Origin of the sequence: Streptomyces sp. NPDC058464 (assembly GCF_042721035.1) — a bacterium.
Taxonomy (GTDB): domain Bacteria; phylum Actinomycetota; class Actinomycetes; order Streptomycetales; family Streptomycetaceae; genus Streptomyces.
This window is the reverse complement of the sequence record NZ_JBHXMA010000001.1, coordinates 293,478-318,773: the sequence shown is the minus strand read 5'-3', so window position 1 is coordinate 318,773 and position 25,296 is coordinate 293,478. Positions and strand designations below refer to the sequence as shown.

Annotated in this window: 31 protein-coding genes; 20 read left to right on the top strand and 11 right to left on the bottom strand. The window is 71.2% G+C overall.

Annotation, left to right across the window (positions count from 1 at the left end; translation table 11 throughout):
• Positions 1-247: 247 nt before the first annotated feature.
• From ACFWPQ_RS01530 to ACFWPQ_RS01520, 3 genes are read left to right on the top strand one after another with little or no spacing between them, the layout of a single operon-like run.
• Positions 248-856: a hypothetical protein gene (locus ACFWPQ_RS01530; RefSeq protein WP_384028766.1), complete on the top strand. Its 609-nt coding sequence runs from the start codon at positions 248-250 to the stop codon at positions 854-856.
• Positions 849-1,196: a DUF6248 family natural product biosynthesis protein gene (locus tag ACFWPQ_RS01525; protein ID WP_384028764.1), complete on the top strand. Its 348-nt coding sequence runs from the start codon at positions 849-851 to the stop codon at positions 1,194-1,196. The genes ACFWPQ_RS01530 and ACFWPQ_RS01525 overlap by 8 nt, the downstream gene beginning before the upstream one ends.
• Positions 1,193-2,212, top strand: a complete 1,020-nt coding sequence (locus ACFWPQ_RS01520; protein ID WP_384028762.1) for a tyrosine-type recombinase/integrase — start codon at positions 1,193-1,195, stop codon at positions 2,210-2,212. Before ACFWPQ_RS01525 ends, ACFWPQ_RS01520 begins: the two co-directional genes overlap by 4 nt.
• Positions 2,213-2,232: 20 nt before the next feature.
• Here the strand turns inward: ACFWPQ_RS01520 and ACFWPQ_RS01515 are convergent, their stop codons facing one another.
• Positions 2,233-2,586: a DUF6233 domain-containing protein gene (locus ACFWPQ_RS01515; protein ID WP_384028760.1), complete on the bottom strand. Its 354-nt coding sequence runs from the start codon at positions 2,584-2,586 to the stop codon at positions 2,233-2,235.
• 24 nt (positions 2,587-2,610) lie between these two features.
• On the opposite strand from ACFWPQ_RS01515, the gene ACFWPQ_RS01510 reads away from it, so the two are divergent.
• Both ACFWPQ_RS01510 and ACFWPQ_RS01505 read left to right on the top strand, forming a co-directional pair.
• Positions 2,611-2,817, top strand: coding sequence for a hypothetical protein (locus ACFWPQ_RS01510; RefSeq protein WP_384028758.1), 207 nt, complete (start codon positions 2,611-2,613; stop codon positions 2,815-2,817).
• Positions 2,818-2,898: 81 nt separating this feature from the next.
• Positions 2,899-3,111: a hypothetical protein gene (locus ACFWPQ_RS01505; protein WP_384028757.1), complete on the top strand. Its 213-nt coding sequence runs from the start codon at positions 2,899-2,901 to the stop codon at positions 3,109-3,111.
• A 110-nt stretch (positions 3,112-3,221) separates the two neighbouring features.
• Here the strand turns inward: ACFWPQ_RS01505 and ACFWPQ_RS01500 are convergent, their stop codons facing one another.
• A complete protein-coding gene (locus ACFWPQ_RS01500; protein ID WP_384028755.1) occupies positions 3,222-3,401 on the bottom strand; it encodes a hypothetical protein in 180 nt (59 codons plus the stop codon).
• 52 nt (positions 3,402-3,453) lie between these two features.
• Positions 3,454-3,720, bottom strand: coding sequence for a GntR family transcriptional regulator (locus tag ACFWPQ_RS01495; RefSeq protein WP_384028753.1), 267 nt, complete (start codon positions 3,718-3,720; stop codon positions 3,454-3,456).
• 166 nt (positions 3,721-3,886) lie between these two features.
• Here ACFWPQ_RS01495 and ACFWPQ_RS01490 point away from each other — a divergent pair, with 166 nt between their 5' ends.
• Positions 3,887-4,111 (top strand): hypothetical protein, encoded by a 225-nt coding sequence (locus ACFWPQ_RS01490; RefSeq protein WP_384028751.1) that lies wholly within the window; start codon positions 3,887-3,889, stop codon positions 4,109-4,111.
• 153 nt (positions 4,112-4,264) lie between these two features.
• Here ACFWPQ_RS01490 and ACFWPQ_RS01485 read toward each other — a convergent pair whose 3' ends face one another.
• Both ACFWPQ_RS01485 and ACFWPQ_RS01480 read right to left on the bottom strand, forming a co-directional pair.
• Complete coding sequence (locus tag ACFWPQ_RS01485) at positions 4,265-4,888, bottom strand: GntR family transcriptional regulator (RefSeq protein WP_384028749.1); 624 nt, start codon at positions 4,886-4,888, stop codon at positions 4,265-4,267.
• Positions 4,889-5,414: 526 nt separating this feature from the next.
• A complete protein-coding gene (locus tag ACFWPQ_RS01480) occupies positions 5,415-5,957 on the bottom strand; it encodes a DUF5134 domain-containing protein (RefSeq protein ID WP_384028747.1) in 543 nt (180 codons plus the stop codon).
• Positions 5,958-6,121: 164 nt separating this feature from the next.
• Between ACFWPQ_RS01480 and ACFWPQ_RS01475 the strand changes: the two genes are divergently transcribed.
• Both ACFWPQ_RS01475 and ACFWPQ_RS01470 read left to right on the top strand, forming a co-directional pair.
• Positions 6,122-7,795 (top strand): FUSC family protein, encoded by a 1,674-nt coding sequence (locus tag ACFWPQ_RS01475; RefSeq protein WP_384028745.1) that lies wholly within the window; start codon positions 6,122-6,124, stop codon positions 7,793-7,795.
• Positions 7,792-8,388, top strand: coding sequence for a MarR family winged helix-turn-helix transcriptional regulator (locus ACFWPQ_RS01470; RefSeq protein ID WP_384028743.1), 597 nt, complete (start codon positions 7,792-7,794; stop codon positions 8,386-8,388). The genes ACFWPQ_RS01475 and ACFWPQ_RS01470 overlap by 4 nt, the downstream gene beginning before the upstream one ends.
• Positions 8,389-8,565: 177 nt before the next feature.
• Here the strand turns inward: ACFWPQ_RS01470 and ACFWPQ_RS01465 are convergent, their stop codons facing one another.
• Complete coding sequence (locus ACFWPQ_RS01465; protein WP_384028741.1) at positions 8,566-8,958, bottom strand: VOC family protein; 393 nt, start codon at positions 8,956-8,958, stop codon at positions 8,566-8,568.
• A 123-nt stretch (positions 8,959-9,081) separates the two neighbouring features.
• On the opposite strand from ACFWPQ_RS01465, the gene ACFWPQ_RS01460 reads away from it, so the two are divergent.
• Positions 9,082-9,621, top strand: coding sequence for a GNAT family N-acetyltransferase (locus tag ACFWPQ_RS01460; RefSeq protein WP_384028739.1), 540 nt, complete (start codon positions 9,082-9,084; stop codon positions 9,619-9,621).
• Positions 9,622-9,636: 15 nt separating this feature from the next.
• Here ACFWPQ_RS01460 and ACFWPQ_RS01455 read toward each other — a convergent pair whose 3' ends face one another.
• Positions 9,637-10,320 (bottom strand): glycerophosphodiester phosphodiesterase, encoded by a 684-nt coding sequence (locus ACFWPQ_RS01455; protein ID WP_384028737.1) that lies wholly within the window; start codon positions 10,318-10,320, stop codon positions 9,637-9,639.
• 412 nt (positions 10,321-10,732) lie between these two features.
• Here ACFWPQ_RS01455 and ACFWPQ_RS01450 point away from each other — a divergent pair, with 412 nt between their 5' ends.
• The 5 genes from ACFWPQ_RS01450 (at position 10,733) to ACFWPQ_RS01430 (ending at position 15,369) form a co-directional block, all read left to right on the top strand.
• Complete coding sequence (locus ACFWPQ_RS01450) at positions 10,733-12,130, top strand: DUF6421 family protein (RefSeq protein WP_384028735.1); 1,398 nt, start codon at positions 10,733-10,735, stop codon at positions 12,128-12,130.
• Positions 12,131-12,171: 41 nt separating this feature from the next.
• A complete protein-coding gene (locus ACFWPQ_RS01445; RefSeq protein WP_361282424.1) occupies positions 12,172-12,918 on the top strand; it encodes an SDR family NAD(P)-dependent oxidoreductase in 747 nt (248 codons plus the stop codon).
• Positions 12,915-13,985, top strand: coding sequence for a threonine aldolase family protein (locus tag ACFWPQ_RS01440; protein ID WP_384028733.1), 1,071 nt, complete (start codon positions 12,915-12,917; stop codon positions 13,983-13,985). Before ACFWPQ_RS01445 ends, ACFWPQ_RS01440 begins: the two co-directional genes overlap by 4 nt.
• 78 nt (positions 13,986-14,063) lie before the next feature.
• Complete coding sequence (locus ACFWPQ_RS01435) at positions 14,064-14,657, top strand: transglutaminase domain-containing protein (protein ID WP_384028731.1); 594 nt, start codon at positions 14,064-14,066, stop codon at positions 14,655-14,657.
• A gap of 10 nt (positions 14,658-14,667) precedes the next feature.
• A complete protein-coding gene (locus ACFWPQ_RS01430) occupies positions 14,668-15,369 on the top strand; it encodes a B3/4 domain-containing protein (protein WP_384028729.1) in 702 nt (233 codons plus the stop codon).
• 30 nt (positions 15,370-15,399) lie between these two features.
• On the opposite strand, the gene ACFWPQ_RS01425 is transcribed toward ACFWPQ_RS01430, so the two are convergent.
• Both ACFWPQ_RS01425 and ACFWPQ_RS01420 read right to left on the bottom strand, forming a co-directional pair.
• The gene (locus ACFWPQ_RS01425; RefSeq protein ID WP_384028727.1) at positions 15,400-16,128 is read right to left on the bottom strand and encodes a lysophospholipid acyltransferase family protein; all 729 of its coding nucleotides are present in this window, start codon (positions 16,126-16,128) and stop codon (positions 15,400-15,402) included.
• A 188-nt stretch (positions 16,129-16,316) separates the two neighbouring features.
• Positions 16,317-16,733 (bottom strand): DUF4395 domain-containing protein, encoded by a 417-nt coding sequence (locus tag ACFWPQ_RS01420; protein ID WP_384028725.1) that lies wholly within the window; start codon positions 16,731-16,733, stop codon positions 16,317-16,319.
• A gap of 105 nt (positions 16,734-16,838) precedes the next feature.
• On the opposite strand from ACFWPQ_RS01420, the gene ACFWPQ_RS01415 reads away from it, so the two are divergent.
• The 4 genes from ACFWPQ_RS01415 to ACFWPQ_RS01400 all read left to right on the top strand — a co-directional run bounded on the left by ACFWPQ_RS01415 (position 16,839) and on the right by ACFWPQ_RS01400 (position 20,015).
• On the top strand, positions 16,839-17,252 hold the full coding sequence (locus ACFWPQ_RS01415; protein ID WP_089105871.1) for a thioredoxin family protein: 414 nt from the start codon (positions 16,839-16,841) through the stop codon (positions 17,250-17,252).
• A 208-nt stretch (positions 17,253-17,460) separates the two neighbouring features.
• The gene (locus tag ACFWPQ_RS01410) at positions 17,461-17,970 is read left to right on the top strand and encodes a flavin reductase family protein (RefSeq protein WP_361281865.1); all 510 of its coding nucleotides are present in this window, start codon (positions 17,461-17,463) and stop codon (positions 17,968-17,970) included.
• A 241-nt stretch (positions 17,971-18,211) separates the two neighbouring features.
• Positions 18,212-19,000 carry an electron transfer flavoprotein subunit beta/FixA family protein gene (locus ACFWPQ_RS01405; protein WP_361281867.1) on the top strand — a complete coding sequence of 263 codons (789 nt, stop codon included), beginning with the start codon at positions 18,212-18,214 and terminating at the stop codon, positions 18,998-19,000.
• 52 nt (positions 19,001-19,052) lie between these two features.
• Complete coding sequence (locus ACFWPQ_RS01400; protein WP_384028722.1) at positions 19,053-20,015, top strand: electron transfer flavoprotein subunit alpha/FixB family protein; 963 nt, start codon at positions 19,053-19,055, stop codon at positions 20,013-20,015.
• Positions 20,016-20,081: 66 nt separating this feature from the next.
• On the opposite strand, the gene ACFWPQ_RS01395 is transcribed toward ACFWPQ_RS01400, so the two are convergent.
• A complete protein-coding gene (locus tag ACFWPQ_RS01395) occupies positions 20,082-21,020 on the bottom strand; it encodes an endonuclease/exonuclease/phosphatase family protein (RefSeq protein ID WP_384028720.1) in 939 nt (312 codons plus the stop codon).
• A gap of 194 nt (positions 21,021-21,214) precedes the next feature.
• On the opposite strand from ACFWPQ_RS01395, the gene ACFWPQ_RS01390 reads away from it, so the two are divergent.
• Entirely contained in the window at positions 21,215-22,519 is a 1,305-nt protein-coding gene (locus ACFWPQ_RS01390; protein ID WP_384028718.1) for a DUF6986 family protein, read from the top strand.
• A gap of 104 nt (positions 22,520-22,623) precedes the next feature.
• On the top strand, positions 22,624-24,513 hold the full coding sequence (locus ACFWPQ_RS01385) for a protein kinase (RefSeq protein ID WP_384028716.1): 1,890 nt from the start codon (positions 22,624-22,626) through the stop codon (positions 24,511-24,513).
• Here ACFWPQ_RS01385 and ACFWPQ_RS01380 read toward each other — a convergent pair.
• Entirely contained in the window at positions 24,459-25,292 is an 834-nt protein-coding gene (locus ACFWPQ_RS01380) for a hypothetical protein (protein ID WP_384028714.1), read from the bottom strand. The two genes, ACFWPQ_RS01385 and ACFWPQ_RS01380, sit on opposite strands and share 55 nt — an antisense overlap.
• Between the last annotated feature and the right edge of the window lie 4 nt (positions 25,293-25,296).

Here is a 25,296-nt window from a genome sequence, read left to right as displayed (position 1 = left end):
GTCGCTCACGATGACGTCAGTCAACGTCCGACCCTCCGCCTTCGCCTCTGCCATGGCGGCGCTCCAGAGCTCGTCTGGTACGCGGACGTTCCGCAGCTTCGTCTCACCGGTTGCTGGCCTGGCCATCTCTCCCCCTCGGGTCTGTAGGTACAGAAACTAGCATCCACCTCGCATGACCGCTTGACAAGGCGCCATCGCGAGGCGCATTCTGTAGGTACAGAAACAAGCGGTGAACAGGGGAGAGGCAATGGACGTCAGGGCATCGAAGGTGCAGAAGAAGATCCAACTCCTTAACGCCCTCATCGCGCACCCCCGCACTGGGGAAGCCGAGCGTGACGCCGGCCGCCGCATGCTCCAGCGAGTCATCTCCAAGGCCGCCGCCGAAGGCGTAAAGATCAGCGAGAGCGGCTACGTCGACAGCCGCACCTACGGTGCCAAGTACGACCACAGCGGCCGACTTGACGTCAGCGACATCGCCAAGCTCATCCGCGAGGACATCAAGCTCGCCCGCAAGGTCGCCAAGAAGGCGGCCGCACCCGGCTCCTTGGCCGTCGTGGACCCGCTGGCCGATGCCCCTGCCGAGGTCAAGTTCGGCGTGACCGCCCGCCGCTACGCCGGATCCCACCGTGTCATCGACATCAAGGTCCGCAACGTACCCGCCAACTGGTGGGAGGAGCGCACCGACGACCTCGGCGACACCGGCAAGTTCGCCACCCCGGCACTCAAGGCCCTCGCCGCCGAACTGCGCTCCATCATGGACGCCTACAACCACAACGGCTCGGACCTGCTCAGCGACTACACGGACGTGCGCTTCTCCGGGCACGTCCTCTCGGAGGAGGGGCTGACCCTTGCATGAGCCGACTGTGCGGCCTCCGGCATTGCCGGGGGCCGTAGCGCAGTGGATACGCGAGAACGTACTGCCGCCCGCCTACCGCAACGAGACCGACTGGTCGTGCGGGTGCGAGCCCGAGATGTGCTGGCACTGCCGCGACGGCCAACACGATGACTGCAACAGCCGCACCGGCTGGTGGCGAACCGGCGAAGCCTTCCGTGAGACAGAGATCGCCGACGCCCTGGGGAGGCGCATCGGCTATGAGGGGTCCCTCGTGTTCGTCTGGCTCGCCGACCGGACCTGCCGCCAGTTCGGCTGCATTTGCGACTGCCGCAAGCCTCGATCTGACATGGAGACCCCGTGACCGACCTCGTCCCGCGTCAGCCGGACGCCACCCCCGCCGTCTACGACGCTGCGACGCTCGCCGTCTTGGCCGCGATGGAAGAGGCGGCCGAGAAGCACCTCAACGCGATCCGCCCCGAGAACACGAAGCGCGGATACGCCAACGACTGGGCACTCTGGGAAGAGTTCCACGACTGGCTCGCCGAACGCACCGGGCAGCGGCTGCCGTCCACGGCCGTCACCAAGGGCACGCTCGTCGGGTTCGTCGTCTGGCTCGACACCATCAAGCTCGCCGCGCCCAACAGCATCGACCGCAGGATCACCGGCGTCACCGTCACCGCACGGAACGAACACGGCGTCGAAGTCCCCAAGGCCGCCACCGTCGCCGCCCGGCAGGCCCTCAAGCCGCTGAAGAACGACCCCGAGCGCATGGCCCGCGGCCGCGGCAAGGCCGCCGCCGTCACACCCGAGCAGCTCCGCCAGATGAACGTCGCCGTCGCCAACGGACTCACAGGACTCCGCGACCGCGCACTCTGGCTCATGGCCTTCGGCATCGCTGGCCGCTCCGCCGAAGTCGCCGCCCTCCGTGCCGACACCATCGTCCACGTCAGCCAGGGCCTCGAAGTCCACGTCCCCGCCGTCAAGGGCCGCCCGCCCCGGGACGTCGTCGTCGGCTACGGACGGAACCCCGACACCTGCCCCGTCCGCGCCTGGCTCACCTGGCGCGCCGCCGCAGGCATCACCGCCGGGCCCGCCTTCCTACCCATCACCGTCCACGGCCGCCTCGGCGACCGCGCCCTCTCCCCGGAAGCCGTCCGCGAGATCATCGCCCGCAACGCCGAACGCGCAGGCATCGCCGTCCGCCTGACCGGCCACAGCATGCGGGCCGGGTTCATCACCACCAGCCGCCGCGCTGGGAAGCGCGAGGAGAAGATCCGCGCCCAGTCCGGGCACGCCGACAACAGCCCAGCCTTCTGGGGCTACATCCGCGAAGCCGACAAGTGGACCGACGCCGCGTCCGAGGACATCGGGCTGTAGCTACGGCTGCCCGTACCCGGCTACTCGGTGGCGGTGCCGCCGCCCTCGCTGTTCCAGTCGGGCTTCAGTTCTTTCTCGGGGTGGCAGTGGACGCAGGGGTGCATGAATCCGCCGTCTTTGGCGAGGGCGAACCGGGCTTCTGCTTCGGTGAGGATGGCGATGGCTTCGCCGATGCGGGTGCAGTCGGCGGTGTGGATGGTGACGCCGACGGGTTGTCCGGCCTTGCGTTCCTGCTCGGTGACATAGCCGCCTGTCGTCTGTATCTGCTGCTCGACCTGCTCGATCCGGTGCCGGGTCTCCCGTAGTTGCCAGTCGAGCCATGCTTCGACGGCTCGCAGTTTGGCGAGGCGCTCGGCAGGATTCAGGTCGGACATGCGTTCGATTCTATGATGGTGGCCGTGAACAGCAACCCAGAGGTCGGCCGCTTCCACCTGCTCCTCACCCTCGACGGCCAGCCCGCGCAGCACGGCTGGTGGGGTGACGAGGCGACCGCCCGGGACAAGCACCGCGAGTGGATCGGCGTGTGGGGTCGGCCCGGGGCCCGTATCGCCCTCGTCGACGAGGAGACGGGCGAGACGTTGGCGGAGTGGCCGGAGGAGGAGTAGCGGGCCGTCCGACGGCGGGACCCGGACGGAATGCTCGGTTTGCCGTCAGACAAGGTGACAACAGCCAACCGAGGAGCCCCCATGCAGGCTGGTCTCATCCGAACCATCGGCGAACACCTCGTCCTGGATGGCGTGTACGGCACGGTCTACCGCATCGACACCGTCGACGAGATCGACGCCAACCTCGACAGCATGCGCTTCCACCCGGACCACCCAGACATTGACCGGCTCCTGGACGCTCGCAGGATCGTCAGCGTCCTCAACTGGGTCTGGCCGGAGAAGATCCCCAGCTAGACGCCTCCGGCTCGGACGGCATGAGAAAGCCCCCGGGAACCACCCCGGGGGCACGCTGCGGACCGGCAAAGACAACGTCAGCACGGACCAGCTTAGCGGCCGCCAGAGCCTCACGCCGCCTCAACGACCTGCGCACGCACCGCGGCCGCCCACTCCGCGTACAGCCGCTCCAACGCCTCCCGCCCGGCCTCCGACAGGCGTACCCGCGGATCCGACCACAGGGCACGGATGTCCTCGTTCACCACGTCGGCAGAGCGCAGCGGGGCGCGATCCGGGGGAGTGGGGGACATGCCGCCAGTCTATCGGCGGGCACTGTCAGAGACTCATGCGAGAACTGATCGACTAGCTCGAACTGGCGGGCGGCTGCCCGACGTAGGTGCCGCGGCCCTGCACGGTCCACACGACGCCCTCTTCGGCCAGGAGCGCGACCGCGCGGCGCACCGTCGACCGGGCCAGCCCGTACTCCTGCACCAGCCTGTTCTCTGACGCGATCGGCCGGCCGTCCGCCCAGTCGCCGCGGGCGATCCGGGCCTTCAGGATCTCCGCCAGCTGTCGGTACGGGGTCACGGGCCCTTCGTGATCGATCTCCGCGTCAGGATCAGTCGCCATGATCCGAAGCTAGACACGTCAATACAGGTCAGCATCTTGGGCTACGTATCGAGACGTTGCGAGACAGGGCGATACAAGTCGGGCTAGCCTGCAACCCACGAGACAGCAAAGCGCCCCGAGGCCGCGGACCGGCGACCCCAGGGCAGCCGACGAACGGACCGTCGACGTGGACGAGCGTAGAGAAGCAACGGACGACGCCCAACCCCCGCGGCTGCCGTTAGCGGCTGCTGGTTCCCGGCTCAGTCCGGTCCAGGAGGCCTACGCCGCCTACACGGAGCACGCCATCGCGTGCGACGACTGCCGGAATCCCGGGCTCTCGTGTGAGGCGGCCGGCGTGCTGTGGCGGGCGTACATGGCGATAGCCAACCAGGCGGCCCAGAAGATGGGTTGAAGACCTCTGGCCACAGCATCGGCGGGCGGTTACGGATTCACGCGGGGTGTACACAGGCTGTACAGATATATGCGGTAGCCACCCTTCCCTTACCGCCGGTTTACCGCTTGACTAACGTTCAGGCATTGCGCGGACTATGCCGCTGACATCGGCTTATGCCTGCCCAGGCGTGAGCCGGATCAGCCACCGATCCATCGGCAAGATCAGATCAGCAGTCTCCAGGGGGCGACCGTCATGGTCGAAGCGAGTGCGGACGACACGGAATGCGAGCGCATCCACCAACAGACCCAGGGCATGCGCCTGCTCCGCCGTCAACGCCACGCACCCCACCTCTGCGCTGTACGAAGCGTGCGGCCGGCGCTGACCGCGCCACCACGCCGAAACCACCATCGCCGACCGGCCGCCTGGATCCAGGCACTCCATGGTCTCGTGGTGAAGCAGTGCACCAGCACGGACGTCGAGGCGCTGCGCCAGTTCTTCCGTGGCTGGGCGCGGGCTGGTGTCGGTGGTCTCGCTGGAGAAGGGCCAGTCGGCGTCGGCGTCCGTGAGGGTGCGCATAGCAGGAGGATGCGCCACATACACGGCCTTGCGTGGCTCGCCGTACAGAATCCCCGCGGTCCGCAGCGCCACGTAGGCGAGGCGCAGGGTCTGCTCGTGCTCGCCGTACTCGACGGCCATCCGGCGCCGGGAGGGGAGCGCCTGGCCGGGGGCCCACTCGCCGGCCTGGATGCGGCGGTAGAGGTCCGCGGCGATACGCCGGTGACGTGCCTCCGGCATCGAAACCCCTGTCGATCATGACGTGATGACCGACGCTAGGGGGCACACCTCACACTGGATATATCCAGTGGTGACCGTCAGGGCGCGCGACAACTGAATACGAACGGCAGAGACGTCGGATCCGCGGGATTCAGGTTCCCGCTGGCGCCGATCTGCCCAGGGCTCCGCGGTGTACCCCCATTGGCGGTCGGCCCGGGGTAGGGGTGGACGCTGGCAGCACGTAGCGTGCGCCCACCCGAACGAGTGAACGAGAGGCCGTAATTCGGCGCGCGGGGCACTCGTTAACAGTGAGCCGGGGCCGGGGTCGGCCCATACCCCCAAGGTGTGCAAGACGACCCCGGTCCCGGTCTCTCTATTTACGCACCATCTGCCGTTGTGTCTCATTGTGGCGTGGGAGATGGGAGACCGATGGGAGATGATCTACGCGGGCAGCCGCTTGATCTCGCTAGAAGTAGCTAATATCTGCTACCTGCTGCCGCAGTCATCGCAGGTGAACGTGCTGGTCAGCAGGTCACGACCCTAAAAGTCACAACGCCAGCAGCATCGCCACCATGCCGATCCCCATCGACAGCCTGCACGCCCGGGCCAGTTCGGGCCGGTCGCCCCACCTGACCGCTCCCGCCCCGGCGGTCACCGCGACCGGGACGAGCCGTGTGCCGGAGAGCAGCACGTAGCCGGTGAAGTAGAGCAGCAACGGGCCTGTCACCAGCGGGACTCCGGCGCCGCCGTGATGGTGGGCGCCGGGGGAGGCCGCCATCGCCACCGCCATGTAGACCATCGCCGCCGTCCCCACCAGATGGTGCAGGTGGTGCGGGCTGCTGGGGCCGCTCCACAGGGCGCGCAGCGCGGCCGTGCCGAACACCGCCGCGTACAGCGGCCACGCCCACCCCGGCGGGGTGAACACCGTCGCGGGCACGGCCATGACGGCCATGCCGAATCCCATCAGCGCGTCGCCGCCCGCGGCGCGCCGCTGCTCCTCGACACTGCTGCGCATCCGCAGCAGGCAGTAGGCCCCGGTCGCCGCGCACAGCGCGACCAGCAGCCAGCCGGGCGAAGCCGGTCCGTGCACGGCGCACCTCCCCGCTCGACGTCGCGTCGATGGATGCGATGCCCCGGCCGCACGGCGCGCACGCGAGCGCGCGGATGTACGCGGGGAGCATTCGCCGGAGCGCAGCACGTGACCAGGATCGTTCGAGAATGTTTTACGAGTAAAACACATGCTAAATTGATGGTATGAGCACCGCGACCCCCTCGACCGCCCGCCGTCTGTCCCTCGCCGGTGCGCTGCGCCTCGGCCGGCCCTCCGACATCTGGTTCAAGCCCGCCTGCAGCGTGGTCGCGGCGGTCGCCCCGCCCAACCTGACCCTGCTGGCCCTCGGCCGCCTCGACCTGGCGATGTACACGATGGCCGGATCGCTGTGCGCCCTCTACGGCCACAACCGCCCCTACCCCGCCCGCGCCCGCACCCTGGCCCGGGTGATCCTCGGCATGGTCGGCGGCCTCGCCGTCGCCCTGGTCGCCGCCTCGCTCACCACCGACGCGGTCGCCCTGGTCACCGTCGGCGCGCTCATGGCCGCCGTCCAGAAGGTCCTCTGCGACGCCACCCGCGTCGGCCCGCCCGGGAACGTGGTCCTCACCTTCATCAGCTCCGCCTCCCTGTTCGCCCCGCAGACCCTCGGCCAGGTCCCCGGCCACGTCGGCCTCGCCCTGGCGGCGGGCGCCTGGGCCTGGCTGGTCGGCATGGCCCCCGGGCTGCTGCGCCCGCACGGCCCCGAACGCCGGGCCACCGCCCACGCCCTGAACGCCGCTGCCGCGTACGCCGACGCCGCCCACGCCGACACCCGCGGCACCGGAGCCGGCCACGACCGGACCCGCGCCGCCGCGGCCGCCGCCGTACAGGCCGCCTGGCAGACCCTGCTCGCCACCGGCACCCGCACCGACCGCACCCGCCGCGCCCTCGAACACCTCGTCGTCCGCGCCGAGGTCGCCCTCGCCGCCCCCGCCGACGCCGACCCGACGCTGCTGCGCGGCTGGGCCCGCGCGCTGCGCGGCACCGGACGCGTCCCGCGCGTCGCCGGCGCCGACGACGACCTCCTCGGCATCGACGCCGAACTCTCGGTCCCGCAGCGCCCGTTGTGGCGCCGGCTGGGCCCGCTCACCCCTCTCGCCGCCCGCACCGCGCTCGGCTGCGCCCTGGCCGGCTACGCCTCCCTCGCCCTCGGTGTCGGCCGCCCCTACTGGGCGCTGGTCACCGCCGCCTCCCTCTACCAGGCCAACGTCACCCTCACCTGGAGCCGGGGCGTCCAGCGTGTCGTCGGCAACCTCCTCGGCGTCCTCGTCTTCGCCGCCGTCGTACCGCTCGCCCATCTCCACCCGGCCGCCCTGGTGCTGTGCTGCCTCGCCTTCAACTTCGGCGCCGAGGCGCTGATCGGCCGCAACTACTGGCTCGGCAGCGTCTGCGTCACCCCGATGGCCCTGCTCGTCACCGAGTTCGCCCGCACCCAGGACGCCGGGCAGCTGATCACCGAGCGGGTCGTGGACACCCTGGTCGGCGCGCTCGTCGGCTTCGGCACCGCGGTGGTCGTCACCAACCGCCGCGCCGGCGACCGCATCGAGCACGCCCTGACCGCCGTCGAGCGGGCCCGCGAACAGGCCGCCCGCCTGCTCGCCGGGGAGCAGCCGGCCCCGCGCGCCCTGGAGGCCGCCCGGCGCACCCTGGCCGCCGCCCTGGCCGACCTGCGTGCCACGGCCGACGCCGCGTCCGGCGAGTGGTGGCAACGCGCACTGCCCCAGGAGCGGGTCGTGCTCGCCGAGCAGTCCGGACACCGTACGCTCGCCGCGACGGTACGACGCCAGGGAACGCACTCCTGGGACGGCGCGAGGACAACGGAGGACGTACGGCCATGACGGCGACCAACGGACGACCGGCGGCCGGGAGCGACGCGGACAGGGGTGCGGGAAGGGGCCCGGGCAACGGTGCGGACCGCGGCGCGGGCCCGGACGACACCGTCGCCGCCGTCGTCCGGCAGTGGCGGAGCGTCCATCCCGGGCTGGACACCGGGCCCATGGAGGTCATCGGCCGGATCAACCGCTGCGCCGCCCTGCTCCAGCAGGCCGAGGACGCCCCGCTGCGCCGGGCCGGCCTCAGCCGCCCCGAGTTCGATCTGCTCGGCGCGCTCCGCCGCACCGGCCACGAGCTGACCCCGAGCGAACTGGCCAAGGAGACCTTCTCGTCCGGCGCCGCCGTCACCAAACGCCTCAAGCAGCTCACCGAGCGGGGTCTGGTCGAGCGGCGCGGCGACGCCCGTGACCGCAGGGTCGCCCACCTCCGCCTCACCGACGCGGGCCGCGACCTCGTCGACGGCCTGCTGCCCGAGCAACTCGCCTACGAGACCGCCGTGCTGTCCGTCCTCGCCCCCGAGGGGCAGGGCGAACTGGCAGGGCTCCTCGCGGAGTTGCTGGGCCGCCTGGAGGGCAGAATGGGCGCGCTGCGGGCCTGACCGCCGGCTCGGCTCCCGTTGCCCGCCCGGGACCGGCGAAGTCCGCTGCGGTTTCGGCAGCGCCCCGAAGGGGCGCTGGGGGTACCCCCGGCCGAAGGCTGGGGGAGGAACTGCGCGACCGGCCACGACGGCGTTGCAGTCGACCGACAGCATGTCGCGGCACTTCCAGCGGAGCCTCTAGATGCCCGGCCGGTAGCGCAACGGGTGGTCGGCCGGCACCTCCACCAGCACGATCCTGATCCCGTCCGGATCGGCGGTCCACATCTCGACCAGGCCCCAGGGCTCCTTCACGGGCGGGCGCACGATCGGGACGCCCGTCGCCACCAGCTCCTCGTGCGCCGCCGCGACGTCGGCGACCTGCAGCCACAGCTGCACGGCCGGCGAGGGCGGGGTGTCCGACCGCCCGGAGACCTCCAGGAACCCGCCGCCGAGGAAGTAGACCGTGCCGCGCTCCGGGCCCTCACCGAACTCGCGGTAGACGGCCAGGCCGAGCTGCTCGCCGTAGAAGGCGCGGGACCGCTCGGGATCGGTGGGGTGGATCAGCGTACGGCTGCTCAGTACATGCACCATGCGACCGGAGCGTAGTGGCAGGGGCCGAGGGAGCCGGGCGGGTCGGGTGCCGGTCAGCGGTACCGAGGGGCGGGGATAGGCTCGTGGGTGGCCGAGCCGCGCCCGAGATCGGAGAGACCGCCCATGGAGAACGCCGCCACCGGACTTGCCTTCCGCGACGCCACCGGCGACGACGTGGACGTCCTGGTCGCGTTGATCGAGTCGGCCTACCGGGGCGACGCCAGCCGGGTCGGCTGGACCACCGAGGCGGACATCCTGGAGGGGCAGCGGACCGACCCGGAGGGCGTCCTAGAGGTGATCAAGGGGGCGGACGGCAAGCTGCTCGTGGTCGAGCGGGACGGCGCGGTCGTCGCCTGCTGCCAGCTCGAACACCGCGACGGCCACGCCTACTTCGGCATGTTCGCGGTGAGCCCGGTCCTCCAGGGCGGCGGCCTCGGCAAGGTCGTCATCGCCGAGGCCGAACGCCAGGCGCGCGAGGACTGGGGCGTCACGGAGATGCACATGACGGTGATCTCGGTGCGCGACGACCTGATCGCCTGGTACGAGCGGCGCGGTTACCGCCGTACGGGAAGGATGACGCCGTTCCCGTACGGCGAGGAGCGCTTCGGCATTCCACAGCGGGACGACCTGCAGTTCGAGCTGCTGGTCAAGCCGCTGGTGTGAGGTACGGGCCGGCGCTCACGCGGTGAAGCGGGCGGTGCGCTTGATCTCCGGGTAGTCGGTCGTCGCGCCGTCCAGCTGGAGCGCGCGCACCAGCCGCAGGTCGTCCTGGGTGTTCACCACCCAGCCGAGCACCCGCAGGTCCGCCTTGCGGGCGTGCTCGACGACCTCCAGGGTCAGCCGCCGGATGTTCAGGCAGAGGGTGGCCGCCCCCGCCTCCCGGGCCCGCTCCACCACGTCGGTGCCGAAGCGGCTGGCGATCAGCGCGGTGCGCACCCCCGGCACCAGGCGGGCGATCTCGGCGACCGCCTCGTCGTGGAACGAGGAGACCTCCACCCGGGAGACCAGGTCCCGCCGCTGCATGACCTCGGCCAGCGCCCGGGCCGCCGCGATGTCCTTGATCTCGGCCTGCAGCGGGGTCCGCACCGAGTCGAGGACCTCTTCGAACACCGGCACCCGCTCGCCCCGGCCGGCATCCAGCGCGCGCAGCTCCTCCAGGGTCTTCTCGGCGATCGGACCGGTGCCGTCGGTCGTGCGGTCCACCTCCGCGTCGTGCATGACGACCAGGGCGCCGTCCTTGCTGAGGTGGAGATCGAGTTCGATCAGGTCGAGGCCGGCCTGCTGGGCGGCGACGAAGGAACGGAGGGTGTTCTCGGGCTCGACGCCCATGACTCCGCGGTGACCGATGGTAAGGAAGTTCAAGATTCAACTCGCTTCCGTCGACGGCGGCGGTGGGGCAGGCGCGCGAACCGTACGACGGACGTCGCTGTCCACGCGGCTGGGCGCAGCCTAATGGCCGCCCGTCGCGATGAACCCGTACGTACACGGGGGGATTGGCGCGCCGGGTGCGCGACACCTGGCTTGTGCCCCGGTCGGCGGTCACCCGGTGGTGGGCGCGTCCCGCCGCGCATTGACCGGCCGGATCCATGCGGTCCTGCGGAGCTGACGCCTCGTCACCGGCCGTAGTGAATGTGAGCGCCTTCACGGTTTCGCACAGGAAAAAGCGCGGTGAAGAAGCGATGCCGCAGGATAATTTCCTGAGGGCCCCCTTGCTGGGAGAAACCTCGTATGCATACGGTGTCCTTACGGAAGCTTCTCCCGTGGAGGATGGGTCATGACGGAAATTCTTGTGCAGGTGGGTTCGGAGGAGCAGGTTCCTCCCGTGACCAGGGTGGTCGAGCACCCGGCGTGGCCCGTGCTCAAGGATTCCGTGGAGCGGATCCGGCCATGGCAGTCCAAGGACGGGTCGATCGACTTCGAGGCCGACGGCGCGCCCGCGCGGACCGACGCCGAGGCGGCCGTTCGGCGTGTCGTCGAGGCCGTGGAAGAGCTGTCCCCGCTGCTCCCGCACGACGCCGACTACCACCGGGCGCTCGTGACGGACCTGCGGCGCTGGTCCGTCGGCGGCTTCCAGGTGCCCGACTTCCTCGACTCGCTGCTGGCCTTCCAGCCCGCCGCGGGCCGCGCGGACGGCCTCCAGCATCTCGTCGTCTTCCCGATGTACACGCAGAACGGCAACCCGGACCGGAACCTGGAGGCGGTCGTACTGCGCATGGTCTGGCCGGACTGGCTGGCCGAGCTGGAGCGCACCCGGTACGACAACCCGCTCTTCTGCGGCATCAAGTTCGAGGACTTCACGGCCGGCTACGACACCAACTCCGCCGTCCTCTTCCCCGAGACCATCGCCGTACGCGAGGCGCCGGAACGATTCTCCTGGGGTGGCATCTTCTGCGACCGCGAGGCCGCCCGCTTCCGCCGGGTCACCGACGCGGCCGTCGGCATCCTGGGCCTGAACCTGCCCGAGGACATCGCCGCCATGGTCCACGACCAGAAGCGCTGCGAGGAGGCCTTCGTGCTGTGGGACATGGTCCACGACCGCACCCACAGCCACGGCGACCTGCCCTTCGACCCGTTCATGATCAAGCAGCGCCAGCCGTTCTGGATGTACGGCCTGGAGGAGCTGCGCTGCGACCTCACCGCCTTCAAGGAGGCCGTGAAGCTGGCCGCCGACGGTGTCCCGCAGGCCCGTGACGTGCAGTACGCGGTCCTCTTCGACCGGATGTTCCGCTTCCCGGTCACCGGCGACCGCGTCCGCAACTACGACGGGCTCGGCGGCCAGCTGCTCTTCGCCTACCTGCACAAGCACGACGTGGTCCGCTGGACCGACAACAAGCTCGCCATCGACTGGGAGCGCGCCCCGCAGGTCACCAACCAGCTGTGCGCCGAGATCGAGAAGCTGTACAAGGACGGCATCGACCGCCCGAAGCTCGTCCACTGGTTCGCCGGGTACGAGCTGGTCGCCACCTACCTCGCCCCGCACCCCGGCTCCAAGTGGGCCAAGGGTCCCGACGCCCTGGACCTGACCCTGCCGCCGCGCAAGCTCGTGGACGACGTGCTTCCGGACGAGTTTCCGCTGAGCATGTTCTACGAGGCCCTGTCCAAGAAGCTGAAGAATGTGATCGCCGAGACCAAGGGCATCACGGCGGACAGCGCCGAGCCGGTCGCCGCGTGAGCGACGGGCTGCGGAACACGGCTCAAGAGGGGAACGACATGGTGGGCAACGGGGCTCTCAGAGGTACGGTGATCGCGGTGGCCGGCGCGGGCGGACCCGCGGGGCGTGCGACGCTGATGCGGCTGGCCGAGGCCGGCGCGACCGTCGTCGGGGCGGACAACGACCCGCAGCGCCTGTCGGAGGCGGTGGACGCGGCCCGCTATGCCTCCGGTGGCGCGACCGTCACGGGTGACACGGTGGATCTGCTCGACCTCCAGTCCACCCGGGACTGGGCCACCCACATCGAGAAGGACTTCGGGCGCGTCGACGGTCTCGTGCACCTGGTGGGCGGCTGGCGCGGCAGCGAGACCTTCACCAAGACCAGCCTGGACGACTGGGACTTCCTGGAACTGCTTCTCGTCAAGACCGTGCAGCACACCTCCCTCGCGTTCCACGAGGCGCTGCAGCGCAGCGAGCGCGGCCGGTACGTCCTGATCAGCGCCGCCGCCGCGAGCAGGCCCACCGCGGGCAACGCCGCGTACGCCGCGGGCAAGGCCGCCGCCGAGGCGTGGACGCTCGCCCTGGCCGACTACTTCCGCAAGGCCGGGGGGCCCGAGGGCCCGACCTCCGCCGCTGCCATCCTGGTGGTGAAGGCGTTGGTGCACGACGCGATGCGCGCCGAGCGGCCCAACGCGAAGTTCGCGGGCTTCACGGACGTCAAGGACCTGGCCGAGGCCATCGAGGGCGTCTGGAGCAAGTCCGCCGCCGAAGTGAACGGAAACCGTCTGTGGCTGACCGAGAAGCCGTGAACCCTCCCAGGACCGACGCGCGTCGCCACCACGACCCCGAGGTCCGCGGTTTCGCCAGCGACAACTACGCCGGAGCCCACCCCGAGGTGCTGGCGGCGCTTGCCCTCGCCAACGGCGGCCACCAGGTCGCGTACGGCGAGGACGAGTACACCGAGAACCTCCAGCGGATCGTCCGCAGCCACTTCGGGGCCACGGCGGAGGCCTTCCCGGTCTTCAACGGCACCGGCGCGAACGTCGTCGCGCTCCAGGCGGTCACCGACCGCTGGGGCGCGGTGATCTGTGCCGAGAGCGCGCACATCAACGTCGACGAGGGCGGCGCCCCCGAGCGCATGGGCGGCCTCAAGCTGCTCACCGTGCCCACCCCCGAGGGCAAGCTCACCCCGGACCTCATCGACCGGCAGGCGTACGGCTGGGACGACGAGCACCGGGCGATGCCGCAGGTGGTGTCCATCACCCAGAGCACCGAGCTGGGCACCCTCTACACGCCGGACGAGATCCGCGCGATCTGCGAGCACGCCCACGCGCACGGCATGAAGGTGCACCTGGACGGCTCCCGGATAGCCAACGCGGCGGCCTCCCTGGACGTCCCGATGCGCACGTTCACCAACGCCGTCGGCGTCGACATCCTCTCCCTGGGCGGCACCAAGAACGGTGCCGTGTTCGGCGAGGCGGTCGTGGTGATCAACCAGGACGCCGTCAGCCACATGAAGCACCTGCGCAAGCTGTCCATGCAGCTCGCCTCGAAGATGCGCTTCGTGTCGGTGCAGCTGGAGGCCCTGCTCGCCAAGGACCTGTGGCTGCGCAACGCCCGGCACGCCAACGAGATGGCCCAGCGGCTCGCCGAGGGCGTCCGGGCCGTGCACGGCGTGGAGATCCTCCACCCGGTGCAGGCCAACGGCGTCTTCGCCAGGCTCCCGCACGACGTGAGCCTGCGCCTGCAGAAGCGCTTCCGGTTCTACTTCTGGGACGAGGCGGCCGGGGACGTGCGCTGGATGTGCGCCTTCGACACGACCGAGGAGGACGTGGACGCGTTCGTGGCGGCGCTCAAGGAGGAGATGGCGCGCTAGCCGAATGTATTGCATAAATATGCGGCTACCTGAAAAGTCATTGACGCTCGGGTGGCCGCATTCCTATGCTCTGCCGGCATGGAGCTGATCCAGAACACCGCCGACCTGTCCGCCTACTTGGCCGCTGACGAGGTCATCGACCATCACCACCCCGTGGTCCGGGAGACCGCTGCCCGGCTGGCGGCGGAGGTCGAGGACTCGTATGCCTATGCGCGAGCGGCCTATGAATTCGTGCGGGACGCCATCCCGCACTCCCAGGACTCCGGCGACCTGCGCGTGACCTGGCGCGCCTCGGACGTGCTGGAGCAGCGCACCGGAATCTGCTACGCCAAGGCCCACGCCCTGGCCGCCCTGCTGCGGGCCGAGGACATCCCCGCGGCCCTGTGCTACCAGCGGCTGGCGGACGACGACGGTCCCGGTCATGTCGTGCACGGCCTGATCGCGGTCCGGTTCCGCGGCGCCTGGCACCGGCAGGACCCGCGTGGCAACAAGGCGGGCGTGGACGCGCAGTTCTCCCTCGACGGCGAACGGCTGGCCTGGGTCCCCGACTCTCGGTCCAGTGAGATGGACTACCCGGTCCTGTACGCTGAACCTCACCCGGTCGTGCTCGGCGTACTCAAAGCGGCGCCCGACCGGCCGTACCTCTGGAAGACGCTCCCCACCGCACTCTGAGGCAACGCAGATGACTCTCACGCTCACCGTGTCCGACGAGGTACGCGCCCTCGTGCCCGGCTTCACGCACCTCGTGATCGAGGCCCACGGCCTGGTCAACGGGCCCAGCACCGAGGCGAGTTCGGCGCTCCTCGACGACGCGGCCCGCCGCCTGGCCGTACGCCTCGACGGGCGCGCCCCGCACGAGGACCCGCACATGGCTGCCTGGCGAGCGGCCTACACGGCCTTCGGCTCCAAGCCGTCCCGCACCCGCAACTCGGCCGAGGCGCTGGCGAAGCGGGCTCTCGCGGACGGCGGCCTGCCCCGCATCAACCTGCTCGTGGACCTCTACAACGCGATCAGCGTGGCCCACCTGATCCCGGTCGGGGGCGAGGATCTCGGCCTGATCCGGGGCGGGATGCGCCTCGTGCGCGCCACGGGCGAGGAGGACTTCGTGACCACGGCCGGGGGCGAGGAGGTCGTCGAGCACCCCGACGCCGGCGAGGTCGTGTGGTGCGACGGCACCGGAGTCACCTGCCGCCGCTGGAACTGGCGCCAGGGCCCCCGCACCCGCCTCACCGAACGCACGACCTCGGCCGTCTTCCTGCTGGAGAGCCTCGCCCCGATGCCGGTGCCCGAGGTGGCGTCGGCGGGCGCCGAACTCGCCGAACTGCTGGAGAAGTTCAGCCCGGGCGCCCGTATCGAGGTGCGCGCGCCGGAATCGGCGGACTGAGGCCCGGGGCCGGCGGCTCGGAGCTGCGGCTCAGATCGCCTCGGCGGCCTTCAGCTGGTCCAGCGTGGGGGCCGTGCCGCCCAGGTGGGCCGGGAGCCACCAGGTGTCGGTCGCGTCCTTGGGGCGGGCCGGGTAGGCGCGCTGGGCGGCGTCGAGGAGCTCCTGGACGCGCTCGCGCAGCCGGCGGGTGATGGCGCCCGCGTACTGGTCGCGGGGCGCGTCGACCGGCTCGCCGACCCGGATGGTGATGGGCAGGTGGTTCCGCTTGAAGTTGCGCGGCTGGCCCTTGGTCCAGATGCGCTGGGTGCCCCACAGGGCCATCGGCACGAGCGGGACGCCGGCCTCCTGGGCGAGGCGCGCGGCGCCCGACTTGAAGCTCTTCAGCGTGAAGGACTGGGAGATGGTGGCCTCCGGGAAGACGCCCACGATCTCACCGGACTTCAGCGAGTCCAGCGCGTGCTGGTAGGCGGCCTCGCCCTGCTTGCGGTCCACCGGGATGTGCTTCATACCGCGCATCAGCGGTCCGGAGATCCGGTGCCGGAACACCGACTCCTTCGCCATGAACCGCACCAGGCGCTTCTGCGGAAGGGCCGCCAGACCGTCGAAGACGAAGTCCAGGTAGCTGATGTGATTGCTCACCAGCACGGCGCCGCCCGAGCGCGGGATGTTCTCCGAACCCTGGCAGTCGATCTTGAGGTCCCAGACCTTGAACAGCGTCTTGGCGAATCCGACGACGGGACGGTAGACCAGCTCTGCCATGGGCGGGACGGACCCTTTCTGCTCTGCCTGGGAAAGGGGCTCCCGGCGGGAAAGTTACGCAGCCGTAGGTTTACGGCGTCTCGCAGATCGTGCCCGAAGAACGGACGGGGAGCCAGCCCTGGTGCCCGGGCGCGGCGAGATTCTCGTCACGTTCGTCCCTTGATCCACCTCGCGCTTTTAACCCGCCTTTACTCCGGACGTGCCGTCAACCGCCGCATGAGCAGGAACATCTCGCAGCCCAGGCAGTACCCGAATGCCGCATTGAGGAAGGCCGCGGCGAGCGCGAGCCCGGTCGCCGCGAGGCCCAACCACGCGGGGCCCAGCGTGAATCCGACCAGACCGAGCCCCGCGAAGACGAGCCCCACGGCCTGTGCGAACCGCGGCGGCTCCGGCGCCTCGAACTCCGCCGGGGGAGCGAGCCGCGGTCGTACGGCGGTCCGGAACGCCCAGCCGTACGGCGACCGGGTCACGCCCCCGGCCGCGCCGAGCGCGAACGCCAGCGTCTGCCAGGCGAGGATCCAGGGGCTCCGGGTGATCAGTGCGGCGGCCAGCACGACCGTCGTCACGGCCGCGCCGAACCGCGGCCCACGTGCGTCGATGTCCATGAACCAAGGATTCCGCCCCGCGGCCCGGTAGGGGAGCCGGGAATCTTTGCAGTCTCGTGAACGCTTTTCCGGGTGTTGGGCGGTCTCGTGGATCCTTGTCCGGTGATGACCGGACTGGTGGTGTGCGTGGCGGTGCTCGCGGCGGCGAGCGTCTACGGAGTGCTGCACAGGCGGCGGAGCGGGAGGGTACGCGTGCGCGGGCGGGACGACGGCAAACGGCTCGGGGCGGCCGAACTCGGCGGCGAACTGGGCGAACGGGCCACGCTGGTGCAGTTCTCCAGCGCCTTCTGCGCGCCCTGCCGGGCCACCCGGCGGGTGCTGGGCGAGGTCGCCGGGATGGTCCCCGGCGTCACCCACGTCGAGATCGACGCCGAGGCCCGCCTGGACCTCGTGCGCGAGCTGGAGATCCTCAAGACCCCCACCGTGCTGGTGCTCGACGCGGACGGCCGGGTGGTGCGCCGCGCCACCGGACAGCCCCGCAAGGCGGACGTCATCGCGGCGCTGGGAGAGGCGGTCTGACGGACATGCCGATGACGGTGAGGCACCTCCCATATGCCGGAACGTACTTGACTGGGCGCACCACCTATCGTCAGCCTGACCGTATGCCTCAGGAACTCCTTCTCTACGGGCGGGTCCACGTGGACCTGGCCCGCACCGCGAGCGCGCGCTGTCCGGGCTGTTGAGCAGCCACGGACCCGAACGCCGCCCCTCGCAGAAGGACAACTCCATGACGGCCACGCCCGACCTCGGCACTCCTCAGCTCGCCTCGCCCGACCTGCTCCGCTCCGCCTTCCGGCGGCACGCGGCCGGTGTGGCGGTGATCACCGCGCGCGGCGCCGACGGCCCGGTCGGCTTCACCGCCACCTCTCTCGTCTCCGTCTCCGCCGAGCCCCCGATGCTCTCCTTCGGCGTCGGCACGGGCGCCTCCAGCTGGCCCGCGATATCCACCGCCGAGCACATCGGCGTCCACATCCTCGGCGAGCACCAGGCGGAGCTCGCGGCCACCTTCGCGCGCAGCGGCGCCGACCGGTTCGGGGCGCCCACCGACTGGCGCGACGGCCATGAGGGTGTCCCGGTCCTCGACGACGTGCTGGTGTGGCTGGTGTGCCGGGTCGTCGCGCGGGTGCCGGCCGGCGACCACCGCATCGTGCTGGCCGAGGTGCTCGTCGGCGACCCCTCCCGCGCCGGCCGGCCGCTCCTGTACCACCAGGGCGGCTTCAACGGTCTGCGGGACTGATCACACGCTCCTGGTTCCGGGGATCACACGCCCCTCGTTCTGCGAACGGGTCGAGTTCCGGTTACGCTGCGTTGCGAAGGTCACAGTTCAAAGCGCTTGCTTAGCGGGCATGAACTGGCTGTACTGGTGAGTAATATTTCGTTCGGAGCGCGCGGCCGCCCCGACCGGGATGAGCCGCTTGAGGCGCCTATGCTGCCTGCAAGAGGCAGCCCAGAAGAGACGATGCAGTAGGAGAGCCGGCGTGAGCCTGAGGATCGTTGTCACTGTGAAGTACGTGCCCGACGCCACTGGCGACCGGCACTTCGCCGATGACCTGACCGTCGACCGTGACGACGTGGACGGTCTGCTCTCCGAACTCGACGAGTACGCGGTCGAGCAGGCGCTGCAGATCTCCGAGAACTCGGACGACGACGTCGAGGTCACCGTCCTGACGGTGGGTCCGGAGGACGCCAAGGACGCGCTGCGCAAGGCGCTGTCGATGGGCGCGGACAAGGCGATCCACGTCGAGGACGACGACCTGCACGGCACCGACGCCATCGGTACCTCCCTGGTGCTGGCGAAGGCGATCGAGAAGGCCGGCTTCGACCTGGTGGTCTCCGGCATGGCCTCCACCGACGGCACCGCCGGCATCGTGCCCGCGCTGCTGGCCGAGCGGCTGGGCGTCCCGCAGGTCACCCTGCTCTCCGAGGTGTCGGTCGAGGACGGCACGGTCAAGGGCCGCCGCGACGGCGACGCCGCGAGCGAGCAGCTGGAGGCCTCCCTGCCGGCCGTGGTCTCGGTGACCGACCAGTCGGGCGAGGCGCGCTACCCGTCCTTCAAGGGCATCATGGCCGCCAAGAAGAAGCCGGTTCAGTCCTGGGACCTGTCCGACCTCGACATCGAGGCGGAGGAGGTCGGCCTGGAGGGTGCCTGGACCGCGGTCGAGGACGCCACCGCGCGTCCGGCCCGCACCGCGGGCACGATCGTCAAGGACGAGGGCGAGGGCGGCAAGCAGCTCGCCGAGTTCCTCGCGGGCCAGAAGTTCATCTGAGCCCCGCAGTCGCCGACCGCCCCTCAACTCATCCAAGCAGGAGAGCATTCCCATGGCTGAAGTCCTCGTCTACGTCGACCACGTGGACGGTGCCGTCCGCAAGCCCACCCTGGAGCTGCTGACCCTGGCCCGCCGCATCGGCGAGCCCGTCGCCGTCGCGCTGGGAGGCGGCGCCGCCGACACCGCCGCCGCGCTGGCCGAGCACGGTGCGGTGAAGGTCCTCACCCACGACGCGTCCGAGTACGCCGACTACCTGGTCGTCCCGAAGGTCGACGCGCTGCAGGCCGCCGTCGAGGCCGTCTCCCCGGCCGCCGTCCTGGTGCCGTCCTCCGCGGAGGGCAAGGAGATCGCCGCCCGCCTGGCGCTGCGCATCGGCTCGGGCATCATCACCGACGCCGTCGACCTGGAGGCCGGCGACGAGGGCCCGGTGGCCACCCAGTCGGTGTTCGCCGCGTCCTTCACCACCAAGACCCGCGTCTCCAAGGGCACCCCGGTCATCACGGTCAAGCCCAACAGCGCGGCCGTCGAGGCCGCCCCGGCCGCCGGTGCGGTCGAGGCCCTCGCGGTGACCTTCTCGGCGGCGGCGACCGGCACCAAGGTGACCGGCCGTACCGCGCGTGAGTCGACCGGGCGCCCGGAACTGACCGAGGCCGCGATCGTGGTCTCCGGCGGCCGTGGCGTCAACGGCGCCGAGAACTTCGCGATCATCGAGGCCCTCGCCGACTCCCTCGGCGCGGCCGTCGGTGCCTCGCGTGCCGCCGTCGACGCCGGCTGGTATCCGCACACCAACCAGGTCGGCCAGACCGGCAAGTCGGTCTCCCCGCAGCTGTACATCGCCAACGGCATCTCGGGTGCGATCCAGCACCGCGCCGGCATGCAGACCTCGAAGACCATCGTGGCCGTCAACAAGGACGCCGAGGCCCCGATCTTCGAGCTGGTCGACTTCGGCGTGGTCGGCGACCTCTTCGACGTCGTCCCGCAGCTGACCGAGGAGGTCAAGGCCCGCAAGGGCTGACCGCGGCCGCCAGGCTGTCCGAGGCCCCCGTGACCGGTACTACCCGGTCACGGGGGCCTCGCCATGTCACCGCAGGCTCAGTGAGACCTGCACGGGCAGGTGGTCGCTCGGGAACTGGCCCTGCCACGAATAGGTGTCCATCGTCGCCCGGTGCGTGGTCACACCCGGCGAGGTCAGGATCCAGTCGATGCGGTCGCCGTCCGGCTTGAGCCGGTGGTAGCCGTGGAAGGTCGCGTACTGGGGGCCACGGTGCTCCGCCGCGTCCCAGGTGTCGACGAGCCCTGAGTCCACCAGGGTGTCGTAGGCCCGGTTCTTGTGCGCGTAGGCGTTGAAGTCGCCGGTCACCACGACGGGCAGCTTCGGGTCGAACTCCGCGATCCGCCGCACCAGGAGTGTGGCGCTGCGCTCGCGGGCGTACTGGCTCTTCTGGTCGAAGTGGGTGTTGGCGACGTAGAACTCCCGTCCGTCGTCGGCGAGATCGCGGAAGCGGACCCAGGTGACGATACGGGGGAAGGCGGCGCCCCAGGTGTTGGAGCGGATCACCTCCGGGGTGTCGGAGAGCCAGAAGGTGTAGTGCTCCAGCGGCTCCAGGCGACGGATGTCGTAGTAGATGGCGGTGGACTCGTCGCGGCTGCCGCCCTCGCGGCCGGTGCCGACCCAGTCGTAGTGCGGTCCGAGGTCGCTGTCGATGTCGCGCAACTGCTGGTAGAGACCCTCCTGGGTGCCCATGACCTGGGGCTGTGCCCGGCGCAGCAGTTCGGCCATCACCGGCCGGCGGTCGGCCCAGCTGTTGGGTTCGGCGGTACTGGCGTACCGCAGGTTGAAGGTCATGACGTCGAGGCGGGGCGCCGGCCGGGACGGTGCCGCTAGGGCGCTGACCCTGCGGACCCGCGAGGAGGAGGCGGCGGAGGTGGTGATCGCGGCACTGGAGAGGGGCACGGTGACCGCTGCGGCCAACAGGGCCTGCAGTCCCAGCCGGCGGGTGACTCGGCGCTGGTTCGGCACGACGGCTCCTTAAGGGGGCACAAGCCGGACGGGCGGGCGTTGAGCAGTGTGATACCCAGGTGCGTGACGAGCGTGAACATGCCCAGATGGGGGCGTGTCGCCCCGTGGACAGGGTGTTGACCACCCGAAGGCGCCCGGATACCTTCGTTCAACGGATTGTTGATTCCGTACAGTGGAAAACTGGAGGGTGCGGGATGGGCCAGAGTCGGCAGGAGAAGGTGGCCACGAGCCTCGCGGGCGCCGTCAGCGAGGAGATCAGCGCCTCCCTCGCACCCGTCGACGCCGAACTGGAGCGCCGCTATCCGGGTGATCCCGGAACCCGGCAGCCCGTCCACACCGTGTACGTCCCCGGCGACGACTTCACGGCCGGCACCGTCCGCTCCTGGGGCGACCAGGCGCTCGCCGCCCTCGACGAACACGCCCCCGACGCCGCAGCCTTCGCCGCCGTCCTCGGCCTGCCGGACGACCTCGCCGAGCCCGTCCACTCCCGGGTCCGCGCCAAGCTGGAGCAGGAGCCGATCGAGGACCTGCGCGTCGACTTCGAGGACGGCTACGGCCCCCGCCCCGACGCCGAGGAGGACGAGACGGCCGCCCGCGCCGCCCGGCTGATCGCCGAGGCGTACGCCGAGGGCACGGCGGCCCCGTACATGGGCATCCGGATGAAGTGCATGGAGGCCGCGGTCCGCGACCGGGGCATCCGCACCCTCGACATCTTCCTCACCGGGCTGATCGCGGCCGGCGGACTACCCGACGGGCTTGTGCTCACCCTGCCCAAGGTCACCTACCCCGAACAGGTCACCGCGATGGTCCGGCTCCTGGATGCCTTCGAGAAGGCGCACGGACTGGAGCCCGGCCGGATCGGGTTCGAGATCCAGATCGAGACCAGCCAGTCCATCCTCGCCACCGACGGCACCGCGACCGTCGCCCGGATGATCCAGGCCGCCGAGGGCCGCGCCACCGGACTGCACTACGGCACCTTCGACTACAGCGCCTGCCTCGGGGTCTCCGCCGCCTACCAGGCCAGCGACCACCCGGCCGCCGACCACGCCAAGGCGATCATGCAGGTCGCCGCCGCCGGTACGGGCGTACGGGTGTCGGACGGCTCCACCAACGTCCTGCCGGTCGGCCCGACGGACCGGGTGCACGACGCCTGGCGGCTGCACTACGGACTCACCCGGCGCGCCCTGGCCCGCGCCTACTACCAGGGCTGGGACATGCACCCCGGCCACCTCCCGACCCGCTACGCGGCCGTGTTCGCCTTCTACCGCGAGGGCCTGGAGCAGGCGGCCGCCCGGCTCGCCCGCTACGCCAACCGCGCCGGCGGCGACGTCATGGACGAGCCTGCCACCGCCAAGGCCCTCAGCGGCTACCTGCTGCGCGGCCTCGACTGCGGCGCCCTCGACGACGCCGAGGTGGCCCGGCTGACCGGTCTGACCCGGGCCGGTCTGGAGGGCTTCGCGATGCCCCGGCGCGGCGGCCTGACGGCCTCCGGGAAGTAGCGCGTACCGGTCAAGTCACAGCTTTTCCCGCCGACTTGAACCGACCCTGTCATTGACCCGTACTCTGGTGCGCCATTCACGGACGTGTCGCAAGGAACGGGGCTGTGGTGTCGGGTTCGTACGGACAGGCTGACGGGACCGGTCGCCTGCTGGCAGGGCGGTACCGGGTGGTGGCCCGGCTCGGGCGCGGTGGTATGGGTGTGGTGTGGCGCGCCGTCGACGAGGTCCTCGGCCGTGAGGTCGCCGTCAAGGAACTGCGCGCCTACACCGACAGCGCCGGACCCGAACTGGCCGACCTGCGGCTGCGGATGCAGCGCGAGGCGCGGGCCGCCGCCCGGGTACGCCACCGCGGGGTGGTCGTGGTGCACGACATCGCCGAGGTCGACGGCCGCCCGCTGATCGTCATGGAACTGGTCGACGGACCCTCCCTGGACGACCTGCTGCGTGAGCGCGGCACGCTCGGGGCACAGGAGGCCGCCCGCGTCGGCGCCGAGGTCATGGACGCCCTGGCCGCGGCCCACCGGGTCGGCGTCCTGCACCGGGACGTCAAGCCCGGGAACATCCTCCTCGACCGCTCGGGCCGGGTCGTCCTCACCGACTTCGGCATCGCCACCATGGCCGATCCCGGCGACGGCTCGGCCACCCAGCTGACCGGCAGCGGCGAACTCGTCGGTTCCCTCGACTACCTGGCGCCCGAGCGGGCCAAGGGCGCCGCCCCCGGGCCGGCCTCCGACATCTGGGCCCTCGGCGCCGCCCTGTACGCGGCCGTGGAGGGCGACTCGCCCTTCCGCCGTACGTCCACCTTCTCCACGCTCACCGCGATCATCGACGAGCCCCTCCCGGAGCCCCGCAGGGCCGGCCCGCTCGCCCCCGTCCTGCGGCGCCTGATGGACAAGCGCCCCGACGCCCGCCCGGACGCCGAGGAGGCCTGCGCGCTGCTGCGGACCGTGGCACGGGAACCGGTCGCGGACACCCCGACGACGGCCCTGCGGGAGCGCGCGCAGCCGGAGACCGGAACCGGTGTCCCGGTGGTGTCTCCGGGGCCCGGAGACGCCAGAGGCGGGGATGAGGGGCCCGCCGAAGGGGGCGCGGCCGGACCTGGGCACGGGACCGCCGAAGGGGCCGTGGCCGGACCTGCGGACGGGACGGCTGAAGCGGCCATGGAGGGACCTGCCCAGGAACCTGCTCCAGGGTCCGCCGCCGGGCTCCAGGGGACCGGAACCCCGGGGCCCGGTCTCGTCGCCGCCCGAAGATTAGATCCCGCGCCCCGACCGGGCGCACCGGACGGCTCGACGAGCCCCACCGGGCCGATCCGCACCCGCCGCCGGGTCCGGACGCTCGTCGTGGTGACCGTCGCCGTCGTTCTCACGGCGACGGGGCTGACCGTCGCCCTGCTCAACGACAGCGGACAGACGGCGAACACGGACGCGGGACCGCCCGCCCCGACCGTGACCGGCGTCTCGGAGAGCGTCCGCGGCACCGGGGCCGGACGCAAGGCCGACGCGGATCCCGTGGGACAGGGCGCGGAGACGGGCGCCGTACCGGCCGCCGGTGCCACGCGCGCCGCCGGGGGAGATTCGGCGGACCCGGCCGAAGGGGCTTCCGCCACACCGTCCGCGGCGCAGACCGCCGGCCCCTCCGGGGGTTCCGGCACCGCGGGTGCCACCGCTTCCGCGACCGCCACGGCCGACGCCCCCACCACCCCCGCCCCGGTCTGCGAGGCCACGGGCGACGGCACGTACACCTGCCTGGTCCGCAACGGCGGTGCCAAGTCCTACACCGCCGACGGCGTCAAGGTCGGCAGGGTCGGCAAGGGCGCCCACTCCTTCTACTGCCAGGTCGACCTGGGCCGCCGGGAGACCCACGGCCAACGGACCAACGTCTGGTGGGCCCGGACCGACGACGACAAGGGCAACACCGGCGTGTACGTCAGCGACGTCTACATCAAGGGCGGCACCAACGACGAGCCGCTCCCCGGACTTCCCGTCTGCTGAGCGCGGACGTACCGCTCCAGGCCCGACGCGACCGCCCACTTCCGCTCCGCGAACAGCCGGGTGCCCCGCCCGCACAGCGCGGAGTCGGCCCGCGCCCGCGCGCAGAACTGCTCCGGCGTGGCACCGAACAGCTCTCTCAACTCGGCTGACTCCGTGAGGAGTTCGGTGAGGAGGGCGCGCTCGCCGGGGTGGCGGCGGGGTGTGCCGGTGCCGTCGTGCAGCACGCCGTGCCGGTTGACGTAGGCGTGGACGCCGGGGAGCGTCGTGCCGTCCGCGAGCGTGGCGCGGACGGCCGGGGCGGGCAGCCAGGCCCGCCCGAAGTTGCCGTGCGGCAGCGGTACGCCCTCGCTCGCGTCGATCACCTCGAGCTGCCGCCCGTCCAGCCAGAGGACGAACAACTCCCGTACCGCCGACGGGGATGCGACCGGGGACGCCGACACATAGCCGAGCCGGCTGACATGCGCGGAGACGCCCACGTCGAGACCGGTCACCCGGGCGCGCACCATGGGGATCGGCCCGGTCGTGCCGGACTCGGCCATCTTGTTCCGGAGTTGGGCGGGTGAGGCGTTGGAGCCGACCGCGAGCACCGGCACCCGGTCGCCGTCGTGCACCAGCCGCTCCAGCGGCAGCAGCCGGTCCCCGTCGAGGAGCCCGGAGTCGGCCGGCCAGACGCCGGGGTAGGCCAGCGGCCGGTCGCGCGGCGCCTCGTCGAGACCCAGCTCGGCGAGCGTACGGCCGGTCGTCGAGCGGTACGGTTCCCCGCGCGTCCGGTCCGTCATGCGC

Coding starts and splice junctions, on each gene's coding strand:
- ACFWPQ_RS01530 (WP_384028766.1), top strand. CDS start 248: ATGGACGTCAGGGCATCGAAGGTGCAGAAGAAGATCCAACTCCTTAAC.
- ACFWPQ_RS01515 (WP_384028760.1), bottom strand. CDS start 2,586: ATGTCCGACCTGAATCCTGCCGAGCGCCTCGCCAAACTGCGAGCCGTC.
- ACFWPQ_RS01505 (WP_384028757.1), top strand. CDS start 2,899: ATGCAGGCTGGTCTCATCCGAACCATCGGCGAACACCTCGTCCTGGAT.
- ACFWPQ_RS01500 (WP_384028755.1), bottom strand. CDS start 3,401: ATGTCCCCCACTCCCCCGGATCGCGCCCCGCTGCGCTCTGCCGACGTG.
- ACFWPQ_RS01495 (WP_384028753.1), bottom strand. CDS start 3,720: ATGGCGACTGATCCTGACGCGGAGATCGATCACGAAGGGCCCGTGACC.
- ACFWPQ_RS01485 (WP_384028749.1), bottom strand. CDS start 4,888: ATGCCGGAGGCACGTCACCGGCGTATCGCCGCGGACCTCTACCGCCGC.
- ACFWPQ_RS01475 (WP_384028745.1), top strand. CDS start 6,122: ATGAGCACCGCGACCCCCTCGACCGCCCGCCGTCTGTCCCTCGCCGGT.
- ACFWPQ_RS01470 (WP_384028743.1), top strand. CDS start 7,792: ATGACGGCGACCAACGGACGACCGGCGGCCGGGAGCGACGCGGACAGG.
- ACFWPQ_RS01465 (WP_384028741.1), bottom strand. CDS start 8,958: ATGGTGCATGTACTGAGCAGCCGTACGCTGATCCACCCCACCGATCCC.
- ACFWPQ_RS01460 (WP_384028739.1), top strand. CDS start 9,082: ATGGAGAACGCCGCCACCGGACTTGCCTTCCGCGACGCCACCGGCGAC.
- ACFWPQ_RS01450 (WP_384028735.1), top strand. CDS start 10,733: ATGACGGAAATTCTTGTGCAGGTGGGTTCGGAGGAGCAGGTTCCTCCC.
- ACFWPQ_RS01435 (WP_384028731.1), top strand. CDS start 14,064: ATGGAGCTGATCCAGAACACCGCCGACCTGTCCGCCTACTTGGCCGCT.
- ACFWPQ_RS01430 (WP_384028729.1), top strand. CDS start 14,668: ATGACTCTCACGCTCACCGTGTCCGACGAGGTACGCGCCCTCGTGCCC.
- ACFWPQ_RS01425 (WP_384028727.1), bottom strand. CDS start 16,128: ATGGCAGAGCTGGTCTACCGTCCCGTCGTCGGATTCGCCAAGACGCTG.
- ACFWPQ_RS01420 (WP_384028725.1), bottom strand. CDS start 16,733: ATGGACATCGACGCACGTGGGCCGCGGTTCGGCGCGGCCGTGACGACG.
- ACFWPQ_RS01415 (WP_089105871.1), top strand. CDS start 16,839: ATGACCGGACTGGTGGTGTGCGTGGCGGTGCTCGCGGCGGCGAGCGTC.
- ACFWPQ_RS01410 (WP_361281865.1), top strand. CDS start 17,461: ATGACGGCCACGCCCGACCTCGGCACTCCTCAGCTCGCCTCGCCCGAC.
- ACFWPQ_RS01400 (WP_384028722.1), top strand. CDS start 19,053: ATGGCTGAAGTCCTCGTCTACGTCGACCACGTGGACGGTGCCGTCCGC.
- ACFWPQ_RS01390 (WP_384028718.1), top strand. CDS start 21,215: ATGGGCCAGAGTCGGCAGGAGAAGGTGGCCACGAGCCTCGCGGGCGCC.
- ACFWPQ_RS01380 (WP_384028714.1), bottom strand. CDS start 25,292: ATGACGGACCGGACGCGCGGGGAACCGTACCGCTCGACGACCGGCCGT.